Here is a 21,084-nt window from a genome sequence, read left to right as displayed (position 1 = left end):
CGAATGGATAAACCACTCAAAGTAGGAGCTGCCGCAGGCTGCGATCTTTTGATCTTGTTTTTTGATCTGAACATTGAAGATCAAAGGATCGCAGCCTTCGGCAGCTCCTACATAGGGCTTAGAGGTGTGTTTGGGTCCAGTGGCGGACTTCGGCGTAGGGGTATTCTTCGAGGGCTGCATAGCCGGCAATCGTCCGCGCCTTGAGCTTGGTAAACAACGGCACGCTGATCCCGCACAAAAACCGTGTCAACCGTTCCGCCGTCGGTGCTACCGCGGTGAGTTGCTCATGCCTGTGGATAAAATCTCCACACAGTGCCGCGAAGTTTTTATCCACAAGCGCTGGCAATTCCGGCGGCGCCGGCAACCGCGCGACTTGTCCGTGGCATACCGAACAATGCCCGCAATGCTCAGGCGCATCGTGATCGCCAAAATACTCCGCCAGTCGATAACCCAGGCAACGTTCGGTCGCGAACACCTCAAGCATCGCGTGAATTCGTGCGACCTCGGTCTGTTCATGGCGGGTGAAATAATCGTGCAGTTCGCCACCCAGAACATCACTGTCGAAGTCACTGCGCAGCACGCTGTAGACCTCGGTCATCTGCTTGCTCTCAAGCTCGACCCAGCCCTTCTCCTGGAAATAATCCAGCGCCATGACCACCCGATTGCGCTCTGCCGAATACTGTTCGTACATCGACTCGAAACTCACCGTTGCCCAAGTACGCGCGCGGCTTGAAGTCTGAATAATCGCCGCGACAAAATCCCTGCGCTCACCTTCGAAACGCTCAAGCAATGCTTCAGGTTCCAGCAGGTATTTGAAGCGGTACTCGGCGTAATAGGCGTAGCGCGGCGCGATCAGCCCGCGCAGCTCAAGCTGCACCAGCAAGGTCTTCAGCGGCAACGAGCGGATGTTGCTTTGATCCGCCAGCGGCCCGAGCAAAAACTCCCACTGCCCGTCCGGCACCGAAGCCTTCAATTCGTCGAGCACATAACGAATGCCTTCGCGCTCCGGCGTGTCGCCGTAGACGAAGTTTTCCAGCACATTGAGGCTGTCACGGTTGGCCAGCACCAGACAGTCCGATGGCTGCCCGTCACGCCCGGCGCGGCCGATTTCCTGGCTGTAGTTTTCGATGGATTTGGGCAGGTCGAAGTGCACCACATTACGGATGTCACTCTTGTCGATGCCCATGCCGAAGGCGATGGTGGCGACGATGCAATTGGACTGTCCGGCCATGAAACGTTTCTGGATCGCTTCACGTTTATCGTGGGGCAAACCCGCGTGATAGGCCTCGGCCTGAATGCCGTTGCGTTCCAGATGTTCAGCGATGTGCTCAGCGGTTTTCTGCAAGGTCACGTAAACGATGCTGGGCTGGCCGGGGCGCTCGCTCATCCACTCCACCAGACGCCGACGCTTGTCCTGACCGCGCACCGGCTCCACCAGCAGATTGAGATTGGGCCGGTAGAAACCGGTGGTGACCACATCGTCAGGGGCAATGGCGAATTTGGCCTGCATGTCGGCGATGACTTTGGGGGTCGCCGTGGCCGTCAGCAGCAGGGTCTGCGGGATGTTGAACTGGCGCTGATAGTCCGGCAGTTTGAGGTAGTCGGGGCGGAAGTTGTGGCCCCATTCCGAGATGCAATGCGCCTCGTCCACCACCAGCAACGAGATCGGCACCTGCTGCAAAAAGTTACGGAAGCGCTCGTTTTTCAGGCGCTCTACCGAGATCATCAAGATCTTCAGCTCACCCGATCGGGCACGCTCCATTACGTCATTGGCGTCCTCGCGACTCTGTGCCGAATCGATGCTGCCCGCCGAGATGCCATGGCGTTGCAGGAACGCCAATTGATCCTGCATCAGCGCCAGCAACGGCGAGACCACCAGCGTCAGATGCGGAAGCAGCAATGCCGAAATCTGGTAGCAAAGGGACTTGCCGGAACCGGTGGGGAAAATCGCCGCCGCCGAGCGCCCGGCCAGCACCGCGCTGATCGTGGCCTCTTGCCCGGGCCTGAACTGTGGATAACCAAAAACCTGTTCCAGGGTGTTGTGCATTCGCTGTCACTCCTTTGACCGCTGCCATGCCAACAGCCTAGCGGGCGATCGCAGCGAGTCGAGAAAAGGTCGGGGCCAAATCGATTCGGAATGATACAGCGGATCACGCAGACCCTGTGGGAGCGAGCTAGCTCGCGAAGGGGTCAAACCAGAAACTCAAGGGCGCAGCACCGCCACCCGCAGTTGTTCATTCAACACCTGCTCATGCACGCCCTGGCTCTTGCTCGCCCACAACGCATGGGCCGGGCTGATATCACCGGTGAACGCCGCCGCCAACTGGCGCAGATCCGCGACGCTGCGCACGCGCGGGCAGAAAGGCTGCTCGTCACAGTTCTGACTGGCGTTGCGGTAGGTGCTCAGCAAACGCTCCCACAGACCGTCACGCACTTGTCGGATCGACTTGAGATGCACGTGCGGCACGCCGAGTCGCTGCTCCAGCCCTTTCTCATCCAGTGCTTCGCTGGCCAAAAGGGCTTTGGCGAACGTCAGGACCTCACCACGCGAAGCGGTGTCCATGTCGGCCTGGCTGGTCAGCGCATCCGGCCAGCCAGTGCGGTGCAGATTGTTGAACATCGGTGCGTTGTTTGCGTCAGACGCCATTGTCAGACGGCAACCGCTGGCCCACAGCAATAAAATCGAGGCCATTCGTAGCCATTGCATACCTAATTCCCTTTAAGCGCGTGTCAGACGTTTAGAAACGTCCTACAGATTCTGGCGCGCACCATACAGAGGTTTACCGCGAATAGCCTGACAAACCTGTGGGATTTTTTACGCCTAAGGGTTTTGCCTTGAATAAGCCATGAAATGCCGTAGGGAATATCCGTAAACCCGGGAAAAACCCCTACGAATGCTGTCCATTGCAGCTGTCTTGTCCCACCGCGCAACGCCCTTCTATAGTGGCCGGCGCGGCTGAAAACACTCTGTCGGCCGGCCCGAGCGTCTTCGAACAGGACAAGCCTCACCATGATCAACCGCTATCACCCACTCAAGACCTGCTACAGCGAAAATCCCGTCATGCTGATCGACACCGACGCCAGCCACCGCGATTTGCTCGACGCCGCCGACCAGCGCTTGCGCGCCGCCAGTGATCTGTTGGAAACACTTTACTGTGTGTGTTTCAAACAAGCCGACGCCAAAGACATTCCCAACATCGTCAATGCGCTTTATCTATTGGTTCAAGATGGCTGCGACTTGCTTGAAGTTGCAAAGTTACAAGCTCCGTAATGCAAAGATTGCAGAAAACTCACAAACCTCGAAACAACCCAGTACTTTCTTTATCAACTCATTCAACACTAAGTTGTTTGCTCTTATATTCAACAAGAGCAAGACCATGACAACAGTCACTATCTTTTTCTGCGGCACCGGCTCCAACAAGTTCGACATCACCCACGAAAACTTCTGGGATGGCGAACTTGTATCGACGCTGGCCTCGCACCACGCCGGACGCGAATTCGCCGAATGGATTGTGGTCGACGGACCAGGCAGCGGCAACCTGCAGGCTGACGACCTCTTCACCCAGACCAAGGATTACGGCCTCAGCGGCACGTTGTTCGGCAAGGGCTGGGAAGAAAACGTACAACACGCCATGAACATCCTCAAAGGCCAATGCGACTGGCAGCGCCAACAATTGACCGAGGCCGAATACAACCGTCTGAAAGCCGCCGGCATTCCCATCGAAGATGTAAAGACAGAGGGTTCCTGGTTTTGGCGCAAATATAACTACGGCGACCGAAGTGTCACTCAACAGAAGTTGCAGGAACAGATTATCAAGACGTTCCGCAAAGACGCAGTCATCCCCACTCAAGTTAACCTGGTCGGCTGGAGCCGCGGCGGCATTAGTTGCCATATGCTGGCCAATGCGATGTTCAAGGACAGTGCATTGAAAAACATTCCGGTTAATATTTTCGCCCTTGATCCCGTACCGGGCATTGGCAACTTTCAGGATGAACGCGTCAAACTCGCGGCCAACGTCAAAGAGTATGTCGGGTTCTACGCTCGCGACGAGCGCTCCAAAGGCTTCAGCTGCGTCATTCCACAAACCGCTACGGGCACCAAAACCTACATTTACCCGATGGCCGGCCGCCACGCCACCATGGCCGGTAACGCCACCGCCAGCGGCGGCGTTCCGACCAGCGTCAACGACCGCAAAGCGCTGATCGAGCCCGGCCGCATCGTCCGCCACCTCGCCGAGGTCTGCCTCAAGCGCTGGGGCGTGCAACTGAACAAAACCCTGAACCTGACCCAGGCCGACCTGCAAAATTTCACCAATGCCATCGCCCGCGACGAGGCGAAATACAAGCTCATGCACAACCTTTCCTACACCTACTTCACCGAGCTGGACAAAGGCGAACGCTATGTTTCGCTGGGCAGCAAAGGTGTGGCGTTCTCGACGGTAAAAGGCCCGATCTACAAACCGGCGACAGGGTTGGCGACGAGCTTGCTGGATATTTCGGCGTATGCGCATTTGCGTTGAAAAGTGTTGAAGGTTCGGTAGGAACGTCCGATGAAATCTTCGTCCCGTTCCTACAGCGACAGACGCTTTGTCGACTATCGGGATTTGAGGGGGCGAATCTATAGTCGTGCCTGTCGCCAACCACGTAGCGATTCAGGTTTGGTCACCTGAAATACAGAGATAACTGATGCATGCGCTTGTATGCTGCTGACACTTTTTTGTCGGCATGCTTTATGGCGGCTGTGTTTGGGACGCTTCGGCGTACCGGGTTATCTCTGCCGGTTTGACCAACTTGAACACAGTCCGCCTCCACCGCTTGGTCACGGTAGCAGCGGTTTTGATGCCCTCAGAGATATCCAAAATGAAAACATGGAATCAACTCACCACCGATCGCTACCGCTCACTCGAATCCAGTCTCACTGACACCAACCCACTGATCATCGACACAAAAGCCAACCCGCAAGACATCCTCGAATGCGCCGTCCAACGCTTACGCGCATCAAGTGACCTGCTACGCACCCTCTACTGCCTCAGCTTCAAACAAGCCGACGTCGAAGACATCCCCCACATCACCCACGCCCTTTATCTGCTGACGCAGGATGGCTGTGACCTGCTGCAAGTTGCGCAGCAGCAAATGCTCAACTGGAAAGCCCCGACCGGTGCTTGAGTGATCACACCGCTCTCACCTATTCGTCGGGAGTGGTAAATAAGGCCATTAACCATCGGAATAACCATGAGCAAGTTTTTTGACGAGTTGATGGCAAGCGTCCAGGAAATGGACGAGATCTTACGCAGGGAGCGTCACGCTTCCAGTCCGACCTCTACACCGGAAACAGACGACAAGACCGCTTTGTCGTTTGAGCAAAAGCAAGCCTACTACGACAAGAACAAAAACTGACTGGCAATCACTACCTCCATAAGTGGCAGTATTCTGGCTATATATTGTAAAAACAGTTGGAATAATGCCATTTAAAACCTTAAACACTGCAGATCCGCCCAGCCCTGCATTTTTCAACTTAAGTGCTATTATTCTGGCAGTTATAGTTAAAAAATGAAGGAATACTGCCACATGGCCAAGAAAACAGCGCCGCTTTTGCCCTCTACTGCTCGACTTCTGGTCGACTTAGGCGAACGCCTGAAACTGGCTCGCCTGCGCCGCAAATTGACGGCCAAGCAAGTCGCTGAACGCTCCGGCATGTCGCTGACAACCTTGCGCAATGTGGAGACGGGACGATCAGGAGTGACCATCGGCGCCTACCTTTCGGTCATGCAAGTGTTGGGGTTGGAAAAGGATCTGAACAAACTCGCTGCAACCGATGAGATGGGACGCCGGTTGCAGGATGCGCAGTTAATCCCTGCAACACGATCCCCCGCCAAAAAGCCCCAGCGAGTACGAGCAGCCAGTGCGGTAAAAAAGGGCGCACCCGAACACGCCGGGACTTCGAACGTTATCGATGCCGCCACTACCACGAAAATTCCGGCTGACTTCCCACTCAACACACACTCACTCTCCAGCCTTTTGAACAAGAAGAAAAAGGCCGGCCCCCCAACAGGTGAAGAATGACGCTGATTGCTGTTTATGCAGACTGGGAATCCTTGAAAGGCGCCAGGCGCCTCGGATTTCTGCATGCCAGGAAAACACGCAACACCAACGTGTTCGAATTTGAATACGATCCTAAGGCGCTGGCCGATCCCGAGTTGAGTTTCATAACTCTAGACCCGCGCATCGGCCCCTTCGAAGGCCGCCAATTCCCCGGCGAACATCAGAGCCGCTTTGGCGCCTTTGCAGACTCGAGCCCTGATCGTTGGGGCCAAATGCTTATGAAGCGCCGTCTGGAGAGGGACGTTCGCGACGGCTTGCTTCCCAGCAACAGTAAATTGTTTGAATCCGATTACCTGCTTGGCGTGCACGACCTGTTCCGTGTCGGTGCCCTTCGCTACAAACTCAATGACGCAGGCAACTTTCTCGACGACCGCGACGGCGTTGCCGCACCACCCTTTGTCGAACTACGCGCCTTAGAGCAGGCAAGTCTCGCTTTGGAAAATGATAGGGACAACACAGCCCTCGATGGCCGCGAATGGCTAAGAATGCTCATCGCACCGGGCGGCTCGCTGGGCGGCGCCAGGCCGAAAGCCAGCGTCGTCGACGAGTTCGGCCGACTGTGGATCGCCAAATTCCCAAGTACGAGAGATGACTACGATGTAGGTGGTTGGGAATTTGTAGTAAACGCTTTGGCGCTCAATTGTGGCCTACGTGTTGCCACCGGCATGGCCCGACGCTACGCAAGCGATCACCACTGCTTCCTGGTGAAGCGTTTCGACCGAACCGAACGCGGCGGCCGACATCACTTCGCATCAGCCATGACCATGACCAACCGCGTCGACGGTGACGACGCCTCAACCGGCGCCAGCTATCTAGAATTGGCGGAAGTAATCATGGAGCACGGCTCGGAACCCAACACCGACCTCCGTGAACTCTGGTCACGAATCGTCTTCAACATCCTCGTATCCAATACCGATGACCACCTACGGAATCATGGGTTTATTTTCGATCCTGGGCGGGGATGGCGATTGTCGGCAGCCTACGACATGAATCCGGTGGCGCATGCGGATGGGTTAAAGCTGAACATCACGGACTCCGATAACGCCTTGGACTTAGAGCTGGCGAGGGAAGTCGCTGGTTATTTTCGAGTTAGCCGTGAGGATTCCGCAGACATCATTGAGCGCATTCAAGACGTGATCCGTCTTTGGCCGGAGATCGCTAATACGCTTGGGATGTCCAGAAGCGAGCAGGAAAGGATGGCACCTGCTTTTCGTACCTTCTGATCACCCAAAAAAAAGCCGCCCCGAAGGGCGGCTTTTTCATTCACAACAAACCAATCTTACAACTTCGGCCCAGCAGCCTTGATCGCGTCGCTCACTTCGAACTTCTTGAAGTTCTCGATGAACAGACCGGCCAGTGCTTTCGCAGCCTCGTCGTACGCAGCCTTGTCAGCCCAGGTGTTGCGTGGGTTGAGCAGGTTGGTTTCAACGCCCGGTACGGCCAGTGGCACGTCGAGGTTGATGGTGTCGAGGTGCTCAGTGGCAGCACCGATCAGCGCGCCGCTCTGGATCGCTGCGATCACCGCGCGGGTGGTCGGGATGTTGAAGCGTTTGCCGACGCCGTAGCCGCCGCCGGTCCAGCCGGTGTTGACCAGGTAAACCTTCGAACCGAAACCGCGGATGCGCTTGATCAGCAGCTCTGCGTATTCGCCAGCCGGGCGCGGGAAGAACGGTGCGCCGAAGCAGGTGGAGAAGGTCGACTTGATGCCGCTGCCGGAACCCATTTCAGTCGAGCCCACCAGCGCGGTGTAGCCGGACAGGAAGTGGTAGGCCGCTTGTTCTTCGTTGAGGATCGACACTGGCGGCAGGACGCCGGTCAGGTCGCAGGTCAGGAAGATCACCGCGTTTGGCTCGCCACCGAGGTTCTGCTCGGAACGCTTGGCTACGTGCTCCAGCGGGTAAGCCGCGCGGCTGTTCTGGGTCAGGCTGACATCGGCGTAGTCGGCGTGCTTGGCGTCGTCGATGACAACGTTTTCCAGCACAGCGCCGTGCTTGATGGCTTTCCAGATAACCGGCTCGTTCTTCTCGGAGAGGTCGATGCACTTGGCATAGCAACCGCCTTCGATGTTGAACACCACGCCTTCGCCCCAGCCGTGTTCGTCGTCACCGATCAGGTAACGGCTTTCGTCAGCCGACAGGGTGGTTTTACCGGTGCCCGACAGACCGAAGAACAGGGTCACGTCGCCTTCTTCGCCGATGTTGGCAGCGCAGTGCATTGGCAGCACGTCAGCGGCCGGCAGCAGGAAGTTCTGCACGGAGAACATGGCTTTCTTCATCTCACCGGCGTAACGCATGCCGGCGATCAGCACTTTCTTCTGGGCGAAGTTGAGGATCACGCAACCGTCGGAGTTGGTGCCGTCACGCTCAGGCACGCACTCGAAGTTGGCGACGTTGAGCACTTGCCATTCTTCACGGCCAGCCGGGTTGTACTGGGCCGGGTTGATGAACAGGCAACGACCGAACAGGTTCTGCCAGGCAGTCTGGGTGGTCATCTTCACGGCCAGGTAGTGATCTTCAGCCGCGCCTACATGCACGTGGGAAACAAAGTGCTCTTGCGCGTTGTTGAACGCCTCGACACGAGCCCACAGCGCGTCGAACTTGTCGGCCGGGAACTTGCGGTTGATCGGGCCCCAGGCGATAGCAGCCTGGGTGGAAGGCTCTTCAACGATGAAACGGTCAACAGGCGAACGACCGGTGCGGTGACCAGTGCGAACAACCAGAGCGCCGGTATCGGCAAGCTCGCCCTCACCGCGATTCAAGGCTTCTTTTACCAGATCATCAACACTCAGATCGGTGTACACGGCGTTATTGGCTTGCGTCATGAGATTCCCCGTCGGCCAGTGGCCGAGTGTGCTCCAAACGTTTTGTAGTAGAAAGTCGTGCACTACTACCGCGACAAAAAGTGGGCCGGATTATGCCAGAAACGCCCAAAAAGAGTAGGGTCCTCCCGTCGTAACGGCGATATTCCGTCGTTACGCAGTGAATTTACCTGCGCTGAACCGTTTTAGTGCCGGGTATCTGACGGCGTGTCGACACCTGCGCCAGCGAACAATTGAGCAATATCGGCTGCGTCGAACAGATAACGCTCGTTGCAAAACTGGCAATCGATCTCGACGGTGCCACCCTGTTCGGCGACCAATGCTTGCGCGTCTTCCAGACCCAGACTGACCAGCGCATTGCCGGAACGATCCCGCGAGCAGCTGCAACGGAAGCGCAGATTCTGCACATCGAACAGACGCACCTGCTCTTCGTGGTAGAGGCGATGCAGCACGGTTTCGTTGTCCAGGCTGAGCAGTTCATCGGCGGTCAGGGTAGTGGCCAACGCGGTGATGTGCTGCCAGCTGGCGGCGCGATCTTCTTCGTCTTTCAGACGGTCAGCCGGCAGTTGTTGCAGCAGCAAACCACGGGCACGACGACCGTCGGCAAACAGCTTGAAGCGGGTGCCAACCTGTTGCGACATGACGAAGTAGTTGGTGAAGCAATCGGACAGGGTTTCGCCGTCGAGGTCGACGATGCCCTGGTAGCGCTGGCCGACAGTCGGGTCGACGGTCAGGGCCAGAACACCGTTCGGCATCAGGTCGGCGAGGGTCGCATCCGGCGCGATCTGATCGGCGTGATAACGCGCCAGACCACGGATGTCACGGTCGCTGGAGCACTCGATCATCAGCATCGGGATCGGTCCTTCGGAACGCGCCTGCAGAATCAGCAAACCGTCGAACTTGAGGGTGCCCACCAGCAACGAGGCGGCCGCCATCAGTTCGCCCAGCAATTGCGCGACCGGCTCCGGGTACGGGTGCTTGGCAAGGACTTCGGCGTAGCTGCGCTCAAGCGCGACCAGTTCGCCGCGGGTGTCGCTGTCATCGAAGATGAAGCGTTGGGTGAAATCGGTATCCGGTAGGTCGGTCATAGGTCTGGGTATCTGAATGTGGTGACAAAATGGTTACAAGACGTGAAAATTTGCGTTTCTGGCACCCTTTTTGGTGCCGACTGCTCTGCCATGGGAGGCATTTTATGAACAATCCGGGTTTGTTCCAATCAAGGTGGAACCTCGGCCGGCTGGTTCTGTGCAACGTAGTGCCATTAGCGCTACTGGCTTTCTGGTTATGGCCTACGGGCAACGCGCTGTGTGTGATTTTCGACGAGTGGCTGTTCCGCTCGCTCAATGCTCCACTGGCCAGCAACCCGATATGGCTCCACATATGGGCAATTGCAAGTATGCGGCCGTTCGACATCGTCGTCGGGCTGATTCTGCTGACACTGCTGATCAAGGGCGACTGGGTGTTCAGGGCGATTGACGTACGTCGGGCTTTTTTCGGTTTTCTGTCGATCCTGTTGTTGATGGTGGTGATTCGCGCACTGTTTTCCAAGTTCGCCGACTACATGGATTGGCAGCACAGCAGTCCGTCGATGGTGCTGGAAGGCGCTGTGCATATCAGTGACTACTTCCCGGATCTGGAAAAGACCTGGGAGCTGAAAGATCGCTCCAGCCAGAGCTTTCCCGGTGATCATGCTTCGGTGTTGTTGATCTGGGCGCTGTTCATGGGCGTGTTCAGCCGCACGGTCGGGCAGTTTTTGACGGTGTGGGGTTTGGCGGTGTTGTTCATGTTGCCGCGTCTGGTGGCCGGTGCGCATTGGGGCCAGGACGATTACATCGGTGGGGTTTTGCTGGCGGTGTGGGCGCTGGGCTGGGGTTATTACACGCCGTTTGCCTATCACGCGGCGAATATCTGGCTGAAGGTGACGGCGCCGGTTTTCGCGTTGCTGGGCAAATTGCCGGTGGTTTCGCGCATGAGTGTGGTACGTAGCGCCTGATACCGCGTCGTCCATGGCGAGTGCTGCGCACTCGATCGCGGGCAAGCCACGCTCCCACAATGATTTTCAGCGAACACAAATCATGTGAACACCTGAGAAACCTGTGGGAGCGGGCTTGCCCGCGATGGCATCAGCACCAGCAACACAAAAATACCGTCTTTACTCGTCGTTGCTGCTGCCGCGAAACTTGAACAAATCCCGCCGCTGTTTCTTGCTCGGCTTGCCGTCGGTACTCACCCCCAACGCCCCGGCCTTGCGCATTGCCGCCGCCGCTTCACGTTTGGTGACACTCTCGTCAGTCTCCACGTACAACGTCTGCGCTTCGGGTGCGCCACGTCGCACGATCGACAGCGCCTCAACCCTCACCGTGCGCACCTCAAAGCCGGTACGAATCTCGAACTCATCGCCAATGCGTGGCTCTTTGCCAGGCTTGCAGCGATCACCTCGACAATGCACCTTGCCACTCTCGATCGCCGTTTTGGCCAAGGCGCGGGTTTTGTAAAAGCGCGCGGCCCACAGCCATTTGTCGAGACGGACCTTGTCGTCCTCTTCGCTTTTTTGAGCCATATGAATTCCTCGTTCAGCCAGTAGTCGGAACTCTACTACCGTTTCTGTCGGGCGCAACAACTCCGCCCTCCAGATAAACTGTGATCTGGGCCGGTTCATCGGCATGGAGTGATCGAGTGACTAAATTTCCGTCTTCATTAACCTCACCCAAGGCCGGTTGCCAAGGGTGTCAGCAAAGCGAACCCTTGGGCTTCGATTTTTCCTTCGCTTATCAACCGATCGTGGATCTGCGCGATCAGTCGATTTTCGCCCATGAAGCGCTGGTCCGTGGCGCTGCCGGAGAAGGCGCATTGACGGTGTTGGATCAAGTAACAGAAGAAAACCGCTACCGCTTCGACCAGCTCTGCCGCACCCGTGCCATCGAAGGCGCGGCCAATCTAAATATGCAGACACACTTGTCGATCAACTTCATGCCCAACGCCGTCTATCGTCCAGAGTTATGCATTCGCAGTACGCTCGAAGCGGCAAAAAAACACCATTTCCCGATCAACCGATTGATTTTCGAAACCCTGGAAAGCGAGCACGTAGATAACTATCGCCATTTGACCAATATTCTGCGTGAATACCGCGAATTCGGCTTCAAGACCGCCATCGATGATTTCGGTGCCGGTTATTCGGGGCTCAATCTGCTGGCTGATTTCCAACCGGACCTGATCAAACTCGACATGGCGCTGATCCGCGATGTCGATCAAGACCGTGTTCGTCAGGCGATCGTTCGGGGGATTGTCACAATCTGTGCGGAGTTGGACGTTACAGTCATTGCCGAAGGCATTGAGAGCGCCGGTGAACGGGACTTCCTGGCGGACTGTGGAATATTTCTGATGCAGGGCTACTGGTTCGCCAGACCTGCATTCAAAGCGTTGGCCCAGGTCACACCTGAGGCCTGGAAGCGTTAATCGTTGGTTGCTCCTATTGAAGACATTTGACCATTTGACCGTTGTCGGTCTGCGCGAGTGGGTGGCGCTCCCGGATTTGGGAGTCGCGGGCCTGCGGGCGAAAATCGACACCGGTGCCAGCACCTCCAGCCTGCACGCCACCGACATCGAGCCGTTCGAACGCAACGGCGAGAAGTGGGTGCGCTTTACCGCCCACCTGGGCACGGTGGTGCAGTTGCGTCATCGGCGTTGTGAAGCACCGCTGGTCACGCGCAAAACCATTAAAAGCTCCAACGGCCATGCGCAGGTGCGTTATGTGATCAGCACCACCCTGGCCCTCGGTGATCGGGTCTGGCCGGTCGAGTTCACCCTCGCCTGCCGCAAGTCCATGCGTTATCGCCTGCTGCTCGGTTCCAAAGCCCTGATCGATGGCCAGTTGGTGGTCAATCCGGGCATCAAATATGTACAAGACAAGCCGGTGTTCCCGGTATCTACCTCCTCCACAGGTGTTGCATGAAGATCGCTGTGCTGTCGCGGAACCCGCGTCTGTATTCCACCCGCCGTCTGGTCGAAGCCGGAACCGAGCGCGGGCATGAAATGGTAGTGATCGACACCTTGCGCGCCTACATGAACATCGCCAGCCACAAGCCGCAGATCCACTATCGCGGCAAACCGCTGGAAGGCTTCGACGCGGTGATCCCGCGCATCGGCGCGTCGGTGACGTTCTATGGCTGCGCTGTGTTGCGTCAGTTTGAAATGATGGGGGTGTTCCCGCTCAACGAATCGGTGGCGATTGCCCGTTCGCGGGACAAATTGCGTTCGCTGCAATTGCTTTCGCGTCGCGGCATCGGTTTGCCGGTCACCGGGTTTGCGCACTCGCCGGATGACATTCCCGACCTGATCGACATGGTCAACGGCGCGCCGCTGGTGATCAAGGTGCTGGAAGGCACCCAGGGCATCGGTGTGGTGTTGTGCGAAACCGCGACCGCGGCCGAATCGGTGATCGAGGCATTCATGGGCCTAAAGCAGAACATCATGGTTCAGGAATACATCAAGGAAGCCGGCGGCGCGGATATTCGTTGCTTTGTGGTGGGTGACAAAGTCATCGCGGCGATGAAGCGGCAGGCGAAACCGGGGGAGTTCCGCTCCAACCTGCACCGTGGCGGCAGCGCCAGCCTGATCAAGATTACGCCGGAGGAACGCATGACGGCGTTGCGTGCAGCGAAGGTCATGGGGTTGTCGGTGGCGGGCGTGGATATCCTGCGTTCCAATCACGGGCCGCTGGTGATGGAAGTGAACTCCTCGCCGGGGCTGGAAGGGATCGAAACCACCACAGGGAAGAATGTGGCGGGGATCATCATTGAGCATCTGGAAAAGAATGGCGGGCCGAATATGACGCGCACCAAAGGCAAAGGCTAAAAGCAAAAGATCGCAGCCTGCGGCAGCTCCTACATGGGAATATGTTTCCTGTAGGAGCTGCCGCAGGCTGCGATCTTTTTTTCAGCCGTTAAACGGCATCCCGAGGCAGCATCAACCCCAACGGCAACCTTACCCGCGCCTCCAGCCCACCGCCGGAACGATTACGCAGCTCAACATTGCCGCCGTGCATCGAAGCAATCCGCTTCACGATCGCCAAGCCCAACCCTGTGCCCTTCCCGCCTCGCGCACGATCACCACGAGTAAACGGGTTGAAGATCGCCTCAAGCTCCGAAGGATCAATCCCCGCCCCCCGGTCCATCACGCTCAACACCACGTACGGCGCGCTGACGTCGCCGGACACATACGCCGCAACTTCAACGCTACCGCCCGCATGGTTCAAGGCGTTGCCGATCAGATTGTTCAGCAAGCGTTTCATCGATACGCGACGCAACGGAAACGGCTGGATCGGCTCCAGACGTAAATGCACCTTCTCTTCATTCTGGTTGTACGGCGCAGCCACTTCGCGCACCAGATCCGTAAGATCGACCTCTTCCACCGACTCGTCACGACCATCGCGAATAAATGCGAGGAACTGGTCGAGAATTGCGTCCATGTCCTCGATGTCACGCACCATGTCGTCAGTCAGGTCGTTGCGATCGCCCATCAGTTCCAGCGACAGCCGCAAGCGGGTCAACGGCGTGCGCAAGTCGTGGGAAACCCCCGCCAGCATCAACTCGCGCTCGCGGCCGGCCTGCTCGACGTCTTCGGCCATCTGGTTGAACGCGCGATACACCTCGGTCATTTCGCTCGGCGTATCGCTGATCGGCAGACGCACACTGCGGCCCTGACCGAGTTGCCGGGCGGCAAACACCAGACGCTTCAACGGCTGGTTGAGCTGGCTGACGAAAATCCATGCCGACGCCGTCGACAGCAAGCCGATGGCGAGGAACCAGCCGAGCACGTTCCAGATTTTCTGGCCGCGCAATGGATGCGGATACAACGGCACTTTCAGCCAGCCATCACCGAGGCTCGGCGCGCGGACCCACAGCGCTGGCGGCGAATGCATGCGCAAACGCACTTCGGTGTCGGCACCCAGCTCCGCCTGCATCTGCCGCTGATAGATTTCGCTATACGGCCAGTGCTGTTCGCCTTCCGGCACACCGGCACCGACCACGCGGATCAGGGTCGCGGCATCGGCAATCTTCGCGCGGTTTTCTTCGTCAGCGGCCCAATAGGCGCGCAGCGTCAGGGCGACGCCGTGGCTGTATTGGCGATCCACCAGCACGTCTTCGTTCATCAACAGATAAACCAGGGTCAGCGCCTTGGAAAACAGCACGACGATGAGCACCAGCCAGAGGGTGCGGGAGAAAAAGCTTTGGGGGAACCAGACGGGGGTTTTCATGAATAACCGCTACACACTTGCAGGAGCGAGCAATGCTCGCATATTGCGGATTGCGAGTCTGCGGGGCAGGTCATTCAACCCGGCCCACAGACCCGCTCCTACAAATCGCCGATCACTTGGTGGCGGCGCCATCCGGTACGAACACGTAGCCCACGCCCCAGACAGTCTGGATGTAGCGCGGCTTGGATGGATCGGGTTCGATCATCCGGCGCAGACGCGAGATCTGCACGTCGATGGAACGCTCGAGGGCATCCCATTCGCGGCCACGGGCCAGGTTCATCAGCTTGTCGCGGGTCAGCGGCTGACGCGCGTTCATCACCAGGGCCTTGAGTACCGCAAACTCACCAGTGGTGAGCATGTGCACTTCGTCGCCGCGCTTCAGTTCGCGGGTGGCCAGCGACAACACGTAATCACCGAAGGTGACGTTTTCGTCTTCGCTCCCCGGCGCGCCCGGCACCGGTGCGGCCTGACGGCGCAGAACGGCTTTGACCCGGGCCATCAGCTCGTCCGGGTTGAACGGCTTGGCCAGATAGTCATCGGCGCCCAGTTCCAGGCCCTTGATGCGGCTGATCTCATCGCCCTTGGCGGTGAGCATGATGATCGGGATCTGATTGTTCGCGGCGCGCAGACGGCGGCAAGCGGTCAGGCCGTCTTCGCCCGGCAGCATCAGGTCGAGTACGACCAGATTGAACACCTCACGCGACAACAGACGATCCATCTGCTCGGTGTTCGGAACGGTACGGGCGCGGTAGCCCTTGCTGACGAAGAAACGTTCCAGCAGGCTGCTCAGCCCCGGATCGTCATCAACGATAAGAATTTTTTCGCCTTCAGCAGTTTGTGCAGTGCTGCTCATTGGATGCTCCTTTTAGCTCGGCGCGCATTATGGCGTAGCTGCCGTTATACGCACCGTGTGCATTGTTAGCAGATTTTTCCTTCACTGCCAGAAAACCGGGGTTTATGCCTACAGACTGCAACGCCCCCGAATGACAGAACGCTGGTTATAATGCGCGGCGTTTTGTGCCAGGCAACGTCTGAATCGTTACCGCAGGTGGCAGCCGGTTTTTTTCATGGCAACCGCAGTAATTGTTCGATTTCACGGGTCAATGGGGTGCCTTTTGACCCAGGCAGCGGCCATCTTCATGCCGCTCAACCAGACTCCGGGCCTTTATTTCCGTGCCTGCGAGCCTGCTTTCACAATATGTCAGGTGGTTTTATGGACAGCATCAACAGCCGCATCGCCGAGGAACTCGGCGTACGCCCACAACAGGTCGAAGCGGCCGTCGCGCTACTCGATGAAGGCTCAACCGTTCCCTTCATCGCCCGTTACCGGAAAGAAGTCACCGGCAGCCTCGATGACACCCAGTTGCGTCATCTGGAAGAGCGCCTGCGCTACCTGCGAGAACTCGACGAACGGCGCATCAGCATCCTCGCCAGCATCGAAGAGCAAGGCAAACTCACCCCGCAGCTTGAGCGCGACATCAAGCTTGCCGACACCAAAACCCGCCTCGAAGACTTGTACCTGCCGTACAAGCAGAAGCGCCGCACCAAGGGCCAGATCGCCCTGGAAGCCGGCCTCGGCGACCTCGCGGACGGTCTGTTCAACGACCCGAACCTGGCCCCGGAAACCGAAGCCGCACGCTTCGTCGATGCCGAAAAAGGCGTGGCCGATGTCAAGGCTGCCCTCGAAGGCGCCAAATACATCCTCATGGAACGTTTCGCCGAAGACGCCAGCCTGCTGGAAAAACTGCGTAACTACCTGAAACAGGAAGCCACCCTCAGTGCCCGCGTTATCGCCGGCAAAGAAGAGGAAGGCGCCAAGTTCCGCGACTACTTCGAACACGACGAACCACTGAAAAGCATGCCGTCGCACCGCGCGCTGGCGATTTTCCGTGGCCGCAACGAAGGTATCCTCAGCTCCGCGCTGAAAGTCGGCGACGAGCTGCCGGGCACCATGCACCCGTGCGAAGGCATGATCGGCCAGCAATTCAATATCCAGAACCAGAACCGTCCGGCCGACAAATGGCTCGGCGAAGTGGTGCGCTGGACGTGGAAGGTCAAGCTCTACACGCACCTGGAAACCGACCTGCTCGGCGAACTGCGTGACGGCGCCGAAACCGAGGCGATCAACGTGTTCGCCCACAACCTGCACGACTTGCTACTGGCCGCTCCGGCCGGCCCGCGCGCTACTCTGGGCCTCGACCCGGGCCTGCGTACCGGTTGCAAGGTGGCCGTGGTCGACTCCACCGGCAAGCTGCTTGATCACGCCACGGTTTACCCGCACGTGCCGCACAACAAGTGGGATCAGACCATCGCCATCCTGGCCGCCCTGTGCGCCAAGCACTCGGTTGACCTGATCGCCATCGGCAACGGCACCGCCAGCCGCGAGACCGACAAACTGGCGATCGAACTGATCAAAAAATACCCGGCGATGAAGATGACCAAGGTCATGGTTTCCGAGGCCGGCGCGTCGGTGTACTCGGCATCGGAACTGGCGGCCAAGGAATTCCCGGATCTCGACGTATCGATCCGTGGCGCCGTGTCCATCGCCCGTCGTCTGCAGGATCCATTGGCCGAGCTGGTGAAAATCGATCCGAAATCCATCGGTGTCGGCCAGTACCAGCACGACGTTTCGCAACTGAAACTGGCGCGCGGTCTGGATGCAGTAGTTGAAGACTGCGTAAACGCCGTCGGCGTTGATGTAAACACCGCTTCGGTGGCGCTGCTGGCGCGTATCTCCGGCCTCAACTCGACGCTGGCGCAGAACATCGTGACTCACCGCGATGAGCACGGCGCGTTCAAAACCCGTGCAGCCCTGAAGAAAGTCGCGCGTCTGGGCGAAAAAACCTTCGAACAGGCGGCCGGTTTCTTGCGCGTGATGAACGGCGACAACCCGCTGGATTCGTCGGCGGTTCACCCGGAAGCCTATCCGCTGGTGCAGCGCATTGCCGCTGAAACCGATCGCGACATCCGCTCGCTGATCGGCGACGCCGGGTTCCTCAAGCGTCTGGATCCGAAGAAATTCACCGACGAGACCTTTGGTCTGCCAACCGTCACCGACATTCTGCAAGAGCTGGAAAAACCGGGCCGCGACCCGCGTCCGGAGTTCAAGACAGCGGAGTTCCAGGAAGGCGTTGAAGATCTGAAAGACCTGCAACTGGGGATGATCCTCGAAGGCGTGGTCACCAACGTGACCGCGTTCGGTGCCTTCGTCGACATCGGTGTGCATCAGGACGGTCTGGTGCACATCTCGGCGCTCTCGGAGAAATTCATCAAGGATCCACGCGAAGCGGTGAAGGCCGGTGACGTGGTGAAAGTGAAGGTCATGGAAGTCGACATCCCACGCAAACGCGTCGGCCTGTCGATGCGCATGGGCGACACCCCGGGCGAGAAAATCGACGGTGCCCGTGGCTCGCGTCCGGGCTCGGCGCAGCGCCAGCCTTCGAACAATGCACCACGCAAGGAAACCGCCACCGCCGCGCCAGTGAACAATGCGATGGCCTCGCTGTTCGCCAACGCCAAGCAGTTGAAGAAACGCTGATGGAAATTCCGGCCGGGCTCGTCGAGAGCGCGTTTTTCAAGCTGTTGGGCTGCCGCCTGCACAGCCTGGAAACCGGGGTGGCGCAAGTCGCCCTGGTGCTGGAACCGCAACTGCGCAATCGCGGCGGCAAATTGCACGGTGGCGCGCTGTTCAGTCTGGTCGACATCGCCATGGGGCTGGCCTGTTCCAGCACTCACGGCTTCGATCAGCAGAGCGCGACCATCGAGTGCAAGATCAACTACATCCGCGCCGTTTCCGACGGCGAGGTCATGTGCACGGCGCGGGTCATCCACCCGGGCCGCCGCACGTTGGTGGTCGAAGCCGACGTGATGCAGGGCGACAAACTGGTCGCAAAAGCACAAGGCACGTTCGCTGTCCTGTAGCTACCGGTCATCATTTTGAGTTAATTTCGGCGCAACGAATCCTGTAGGAGCTGCCGCAGGCTGCGATCTTTTGATTTTGTTTTTCAAGAGCAAGATCAAAAGATCGCAGCCTTCGGCAGCTCCTACAGGGTATGTGTGCGGCTGACCGGTTAGAAAAACCAGGCGAAAACGCCAGTTTTAACTTCACCCTTGTAGACCGTCCTGCCCACCCCCATATTGGGGCGACTGACGCGTGAAGGAATCCAAATTGAGCGAACTTCTCAACCGCCGCCTGGCTCTGCTCGGCGAGCGCGCTAACCTCTCTCTGCTCGAGCAGTGCCTGCACGGTATCGAACGTGAATGCCTGCGCGTGACCAGCGAAGGTCGCCTGGCGCAAACGCCGCACCCCGAAGCCTTGGGTTCCGCGCTGACCAACGAACAGATCACCACCGACTACTCCGAGTCGCTGCTGGAATTCATCACGCCCGCCCTGCCCGACCCGGCTGATACGTTGGCGAGCCTGGACAAGATTCACCGTTTTGCCTACAGCAAACTCGGCAACGAGTACCTGTGGAGTCCATCGATGCCGTGCCCGTTGCCGGCTGAGGAAGACATCCCGATCGCCTATTACGGCACCTCCAACATCGGTCAGCTCAAGTACGTTTACCGCAAGGGCCTGGCCCTGCGCTACGGCAAGACCATGCAGTGCATTGCCGGGATTCACTACAACTTTTCCCTGCCGGAAAAGCTCTGGCCGCTGCTGCGTGAAACCGAAGGGTTTGTCGGCACGGATCGCGATTTCCAGTCGGTTTCCTACATCGCGCTGATCCGCAATTTCCGTCGCTACAGCTGGCTGCTGATGTACCTGTTCGGTGCCTCGCCAGCGCTGGACGCCGGTTTCCTGCGTGGTCGTTCGCATCAGCTGGAACAGCTCGATCCGGACACCCTGTATCTGCCGTACGCGACCAGCCTGCGCATGAGCGACCTCGGTTATCAGAGCAACGCCCAGGCCGGTCTGACGCCGTGCTACAACGATCTGGCGAGTTACACCGACAGCCTGCGCAAAGCCGTCGCCACGCCGTACGCGCCGTACGTTGAAGTCGGCACGCACAAGGATGGCGAGTGGGTGCAACTCAACACCAACATCCTGCAGATCGAAAACGAGTACTACTCCAACATCCGCCCGAAACGCGTGACCTACACCGGCGAGCGGCCGATTCAGGCGCTGGTGGCCCGTGGCATTCAGTACGTCGAAGTGCGTTGTCTGGACATCAACCCGTTCCTGCCGATGGGCATCGACCTCACCGAGTCGCGCTTCCTCGACGCGTTCCTGCTGTTCTGCGCGCTGAACGATAGCCCGCTGCTGACCAACACTTCGTGCGGCAACGCCACGTCGAACCTCCTCAGCGTGGTCAAGGAAGGTCGCCGCCCGGGCCTGCAATTGCAGCGTGACGGTCAGCCGGTCGAGATGAAGACTTGGGCGGCAGAATTGCTCGAACAAATCGCCCCGCTGGCGGCGTTGCTGGATCAGAGCCATGGCGGCGATGCGCACAGCAAGGCACTGGATGCGCAACTGGCCAAAGTCAGCGATCCGTCCCTGACGCCGTCCGCGCAGGTTTTGGCGGCGATGGCTGAGCATAAGGAAAGCTTTGCGCAGTTCTCGTTGCGTCAGAGTCAGGCGCATGCGGAGTTTTTCCGTAGCGAGCCTTTGGCGGCGGATGAGCAGGCGAAGTTTGAGGAGCTGGCGCGTACTTCGCTGGCCGCGCAGGCTGAGCTGGAGCAGAACGAGGTGGGGGATTTTGATGTGTTTGTCGGGTCGTATCAGGCGAGCATTCTGGCGATCAGTAACTGATCTGTCAGAACACAAATTGTGTGCTGACAGGTTCCTGTGGCGAGGGGATTTATCCCCGTTGGGCTGCGCAGCAGCCCCAAAAGCCAGATACGCGATTTATCCGATACACCGCACAGGAAGGTCTTACGGCTGCTGCGCAGCCGAACGGGGATAAAT

At 58.3% G+C, this 21,084-nt stretch carries 21 protein-coding genes; 13 read left to right on the top strand and 8 right to left on the bottom strand.

The features are described 5' to 3' along the window. Positions 1 to 118: 118 nt before the first annotated feature. Together PMI37_RS10210 and PMI37_RS10205 are read right to left on the bottom strand one after the other, a co-directional pair. A complete protein-coding gene (locus PMI37_RS10210) occupies positions 119 to 2,047 on the bottom strand; it encodes a RecQ family ATP-dependent DNA helicase (protein ID WP_008080494.1) in 1,929 nt (642 codons plus the stop codon). A 156-nt stretch (positions 2,048 to 2,203) separates the two neighbouring features. After that, the gene (locus PMI37_RS10205) at positions 2,204 to 2,707 is read right to left on the bottom strand and encodes a hypothetical protein (RefSeq protein ID WP_008080493.1); all 504 of its coding nucleotides are present in this window, start codon (positions 2,705 to 2,707) and stop codon (positions 2,204 to 2,206) included. Positions 2,708 to 3,010: 303 nt separating this feature from the next. On the opposite strand from PMI37_RS10205, the gene PMI37_RS10200 reads away from it, so the two are divergent. From PMI37_RS10200 to PMI37_RS10180, 6 genes are all read left to right on the top strand, one after another. Continuing rightward, positions 3,011 to 3,271, top strand: a complete 261-nt coding sequence (locus tag PMI37_RS10200; RefSeq protein ID WP_008080492.1) for a hypothetical protein — start codon at positions 3,011 to 3,013, stop codon at positions 3,269 to 3,271. A gap of 106 nt (positions 3,272 to 3,377) precedes the next feature. Beyond that, positions 3,378 to 4,520 carry a hypothetical protein gene (locus PMI37_RS10195; RefSeq protein WP_008080491.1) on the top strand — a complete coding sequence of 381 codons (1,143 nt, stop codon included), beginning with the start codon at positions 3,378 to 3,380 and terminating at the stop codon, positions 4,518 to 4,520. A gap of 340 nt (positions 4,521 to 4,860) precedes the next feature. Beyond that, positions 4,861 to 5,166: a hypothetical protein gene (locus PMI37_RS10190; RefSeq protein ID WP_008080490.1), complete on the top strand. Its 306-nt coding sequence runs from the start codon at positions 4,861 to 4,863 to the stop codon at positions 5,164 to 5,166. Positions 5,167 to 5,232: 66 nt separating this feature from the next. Further along, positions 5,233 to 5,397, top strand: a complete 165-nt coding sequence (locus PMI37_RS32225) for a hypothetical protein (protein WP_008080489.1) — start codon at positions 5,233 to 5,235, stop codon at positions 5,395 to 5,397. 171 nt (positions 5,398 to 5,568) lie between these two features. Next, positions 5,569 to 6,063: a helix-turn-helix domain-containing protein gene (locus PMI37_RS10185; protein WP_008080488.1), complete on the top strand. Its 495-nt coding sequence runs from the start codon at positions 5,569 to 5,571 to the stop codon at positions 6,061 to 6,063. After that, entirely contained in the window at positions 6,060 to 7,325 is a 1,266-nt protein-coding gene (locus tag PMI37_RS10180; RefSeq protein ID WP_008080487.1) for a type II toxin-antitoxin system HipA family toxin, read from the top strand. The genes PMI37_RS10185 and PMI37_RS10180 overlap by 4 nt, the downstream gene beginning before the upstream one ends. A gap of 56 nt (positions 7,326 to 7,381) precedes the next feature. On the opposite strand, the gene PMI37_RS10175 is transcribed toward PMI37_RS10180, so the two are convergent. Both PMI37_RS10175 and hslO read right to left on the bottom strand, forming a co-directional pair. Continuing rightward, the gene (locus tag PMI37_RS10175) at positions 7,382 to 8,923 is read right to left on the bottom strand and encodes a phosphoenolpyruvate carboxykinase (protein WP_008080486.1); all 1,542 of its coding nucleotides are present in this window, start codon (positions 8,921 to 8,923) and stop codon (positions 7,382 to 7,384) included. Positions 8,924 to 9,105: 182 nt separating this feature from the next. Next, positions 9,106 to 10,008, bottom strand: coding sequence for an Hsp33 family molecular chaperone HslO (gene hslO, locus PMI37_RS10170; protein ID WP_008080485.1), 903 nt, complete (start codon positions 10,006 to 10,008; stop codon positions 9,106 to 9,108). 104 nt (positions 10,009 to 10,112) lie between these two features. Here hslO and PMI37_RS10165 point away from each other — a divergent pair, with 104 nt between their 5' ends. Continuing rightward, positions 10,113 to 10,913, top strand: a complete 801-nt coding sequence (locus PMI37_RS10165; protein ID WP_008080484.1) for a phosphatase PAP2 family protein — start codon at positions 10,113 to 10,115, stop codon at positions 10,911 to 10,913. 159 nt (positions 10,914 to 11,072) lie between these two features. Here the strand turns inward: PMI37_RS10165 and PMI37_RS10160 are convergent, their stop codons facing one another. Continuing rightward, positions 11,073 to 11,480 carry an RNA-binding S4 domain-containing protein gene (locus PMI37_RS10160; RefSeq protein ID WP_008080483.1) on the bottom strand — a complete coding sequence of 136 codons (408 nt, stop codon included), beginning with the start codon at positions 11,478 to 11,480 and terminating at the stop codon, positions 11,073 to 11,075. Between the two features lie 116 nt (positions 11,481 to 11,596). Between PMI37_RS10160 and rimA the strand changes: the two genes are divergently transcribed. From rimA to rimK, 3 genes are read left to right on the top strand one after another with little or no spacing between them, the layout of a single operon-like run. Next, a complete protein-coding gene (rimA, locus tag PMI37_RS10155) occupies positions 11,597 to 12,376 on the top strand; it encodes a S6 modification regulatory phosphodiesterase RimA (protein ID WP_008080482.1) in 780 nt (259 codons plus the stop codon). 16 nt (positions 12,377 to 12,392) lie between these two features. Further along, positions 12,393 to 12,872 carry a retropepsin-like aspartic endopeptidase RimB gene (rimB, locus tag PMI37_RS10150; protein ID WP_045123093.1) on the top strand — a complete coding sequence of 160 codons (480 nt, stop codon included), beginning with the start codon at positions 12,393 to 12,395 and terminating at the stop codon, positions 12,870 to 12,872. Further along, positions 12,869 to 13,774, top strand: coding sequence for a 30S ribosomal protein S6--L-glutamate ligase (gene rimK, locus PMI37_RS10145; RefSeq protein WP_007952690.1), 906 nt, complete (start codon positions 12,869 to 12,871; stop codon positions 13,772 to 13,774). Before rimB ends, rimK begins: the two co-directional genes overlap by 4 nt. Positions 13,775 to 13,862: 88 nt before the next feature. Here rimK and PMI37_RS10140 read toward each other — a convergent pair whose 3' ends face one another. Together PMI37_RS10140 and ompR are read right to left on the bottom strand one after the other, a co-directional pair. Beyond that, complete coding sequence (locus PMI37_RS10140) at positions 13,863 to 15,176, bottom strand: ATP-binding protein (protein ID WP_008080480.1); 1,314 nt, start codon at positions 15,174 to 15,176, stop codon at positions 13,863 to 13,865. Positions 15,177 to 15,288: 112 nt separating this feature from the next. Further along, positions 15,289 to 16,029: an osmolarity response regulator transcription factor OmpR gene (gene ompR, locus PMI37_RS10135; protein WP_008080479.1), complete on the bottom strand. Its 741-nt coding sequence runs from the start codon at positions 16,027 to 16,029 to the stop codon at positions 15,289 to 15,291. A gap of 360 nt (positions 16,030 to 16,389) precedes the next feature. Between ompR and PMI37_RS10130 the strand changes: the two genes are divergently transcribed. From PMI37_RS10130 to gshA, 3 genes are all read left to right on the top strand, one after another. Next, entirely contained in the window at positions 16,390 to 18,714 is a 2,325-nt protein-coding gene (locus tag PMI37_RS10130) for a Tex family protein (RefSeq protein ID WP_008080478.1), read from the top strand. After that, positions 18,714 to 19,097 (top strand): PaaI family thioesterase, encoded by a 384-nt coding sequence (locus PMI37_RS10125; protein WP_008080477.1) that lies wholly within the window; start codon positions 18,714 to 18,716, stop codon positions 19,095 to 19,097. Before PMI37_RS10130 ends, PMI37_RS10125 begins: the two co-directional genes overlap by 1 nt. Before the next feature lie 247 nt (positions 19,098 to 19,344). Then, a complete protein-coding gene (gene gshA, locus PMI37_RS10120) occupies positions 19,345 to 20,928 on the top strand; it encodes a glutamate--cysteine ligase (RefSeq protein ID WP_008080476.1) in 1,584 nt (527 codons plus the stop codon). Here the strand turns inward: gshA and PMI37_RS32220 are convergent. After that, the coding region (locus PMI37_RS32220; protein ID WP_238552699.1) for a hypothetical protein at positions 20,898 to 21,084 on the bottom strand (187 nt) is incomplete at its 5' end. The genes gshA and PMI37_RS32220 overlap by 31 nt on opposite strands.

Source organism: Pseudomonas sp. GM80 (assembly GCF_000282515.1).
Taxonomy (GTDB): Bacteria; Pseudomonadota; Gammaproteobacteria; order Pseudomonadales; family Pseudomonadaceae; genus Aquipseudomonas.
This window is presented reverse-complemented; position numbering and strand designations above follow the sequence as displayed.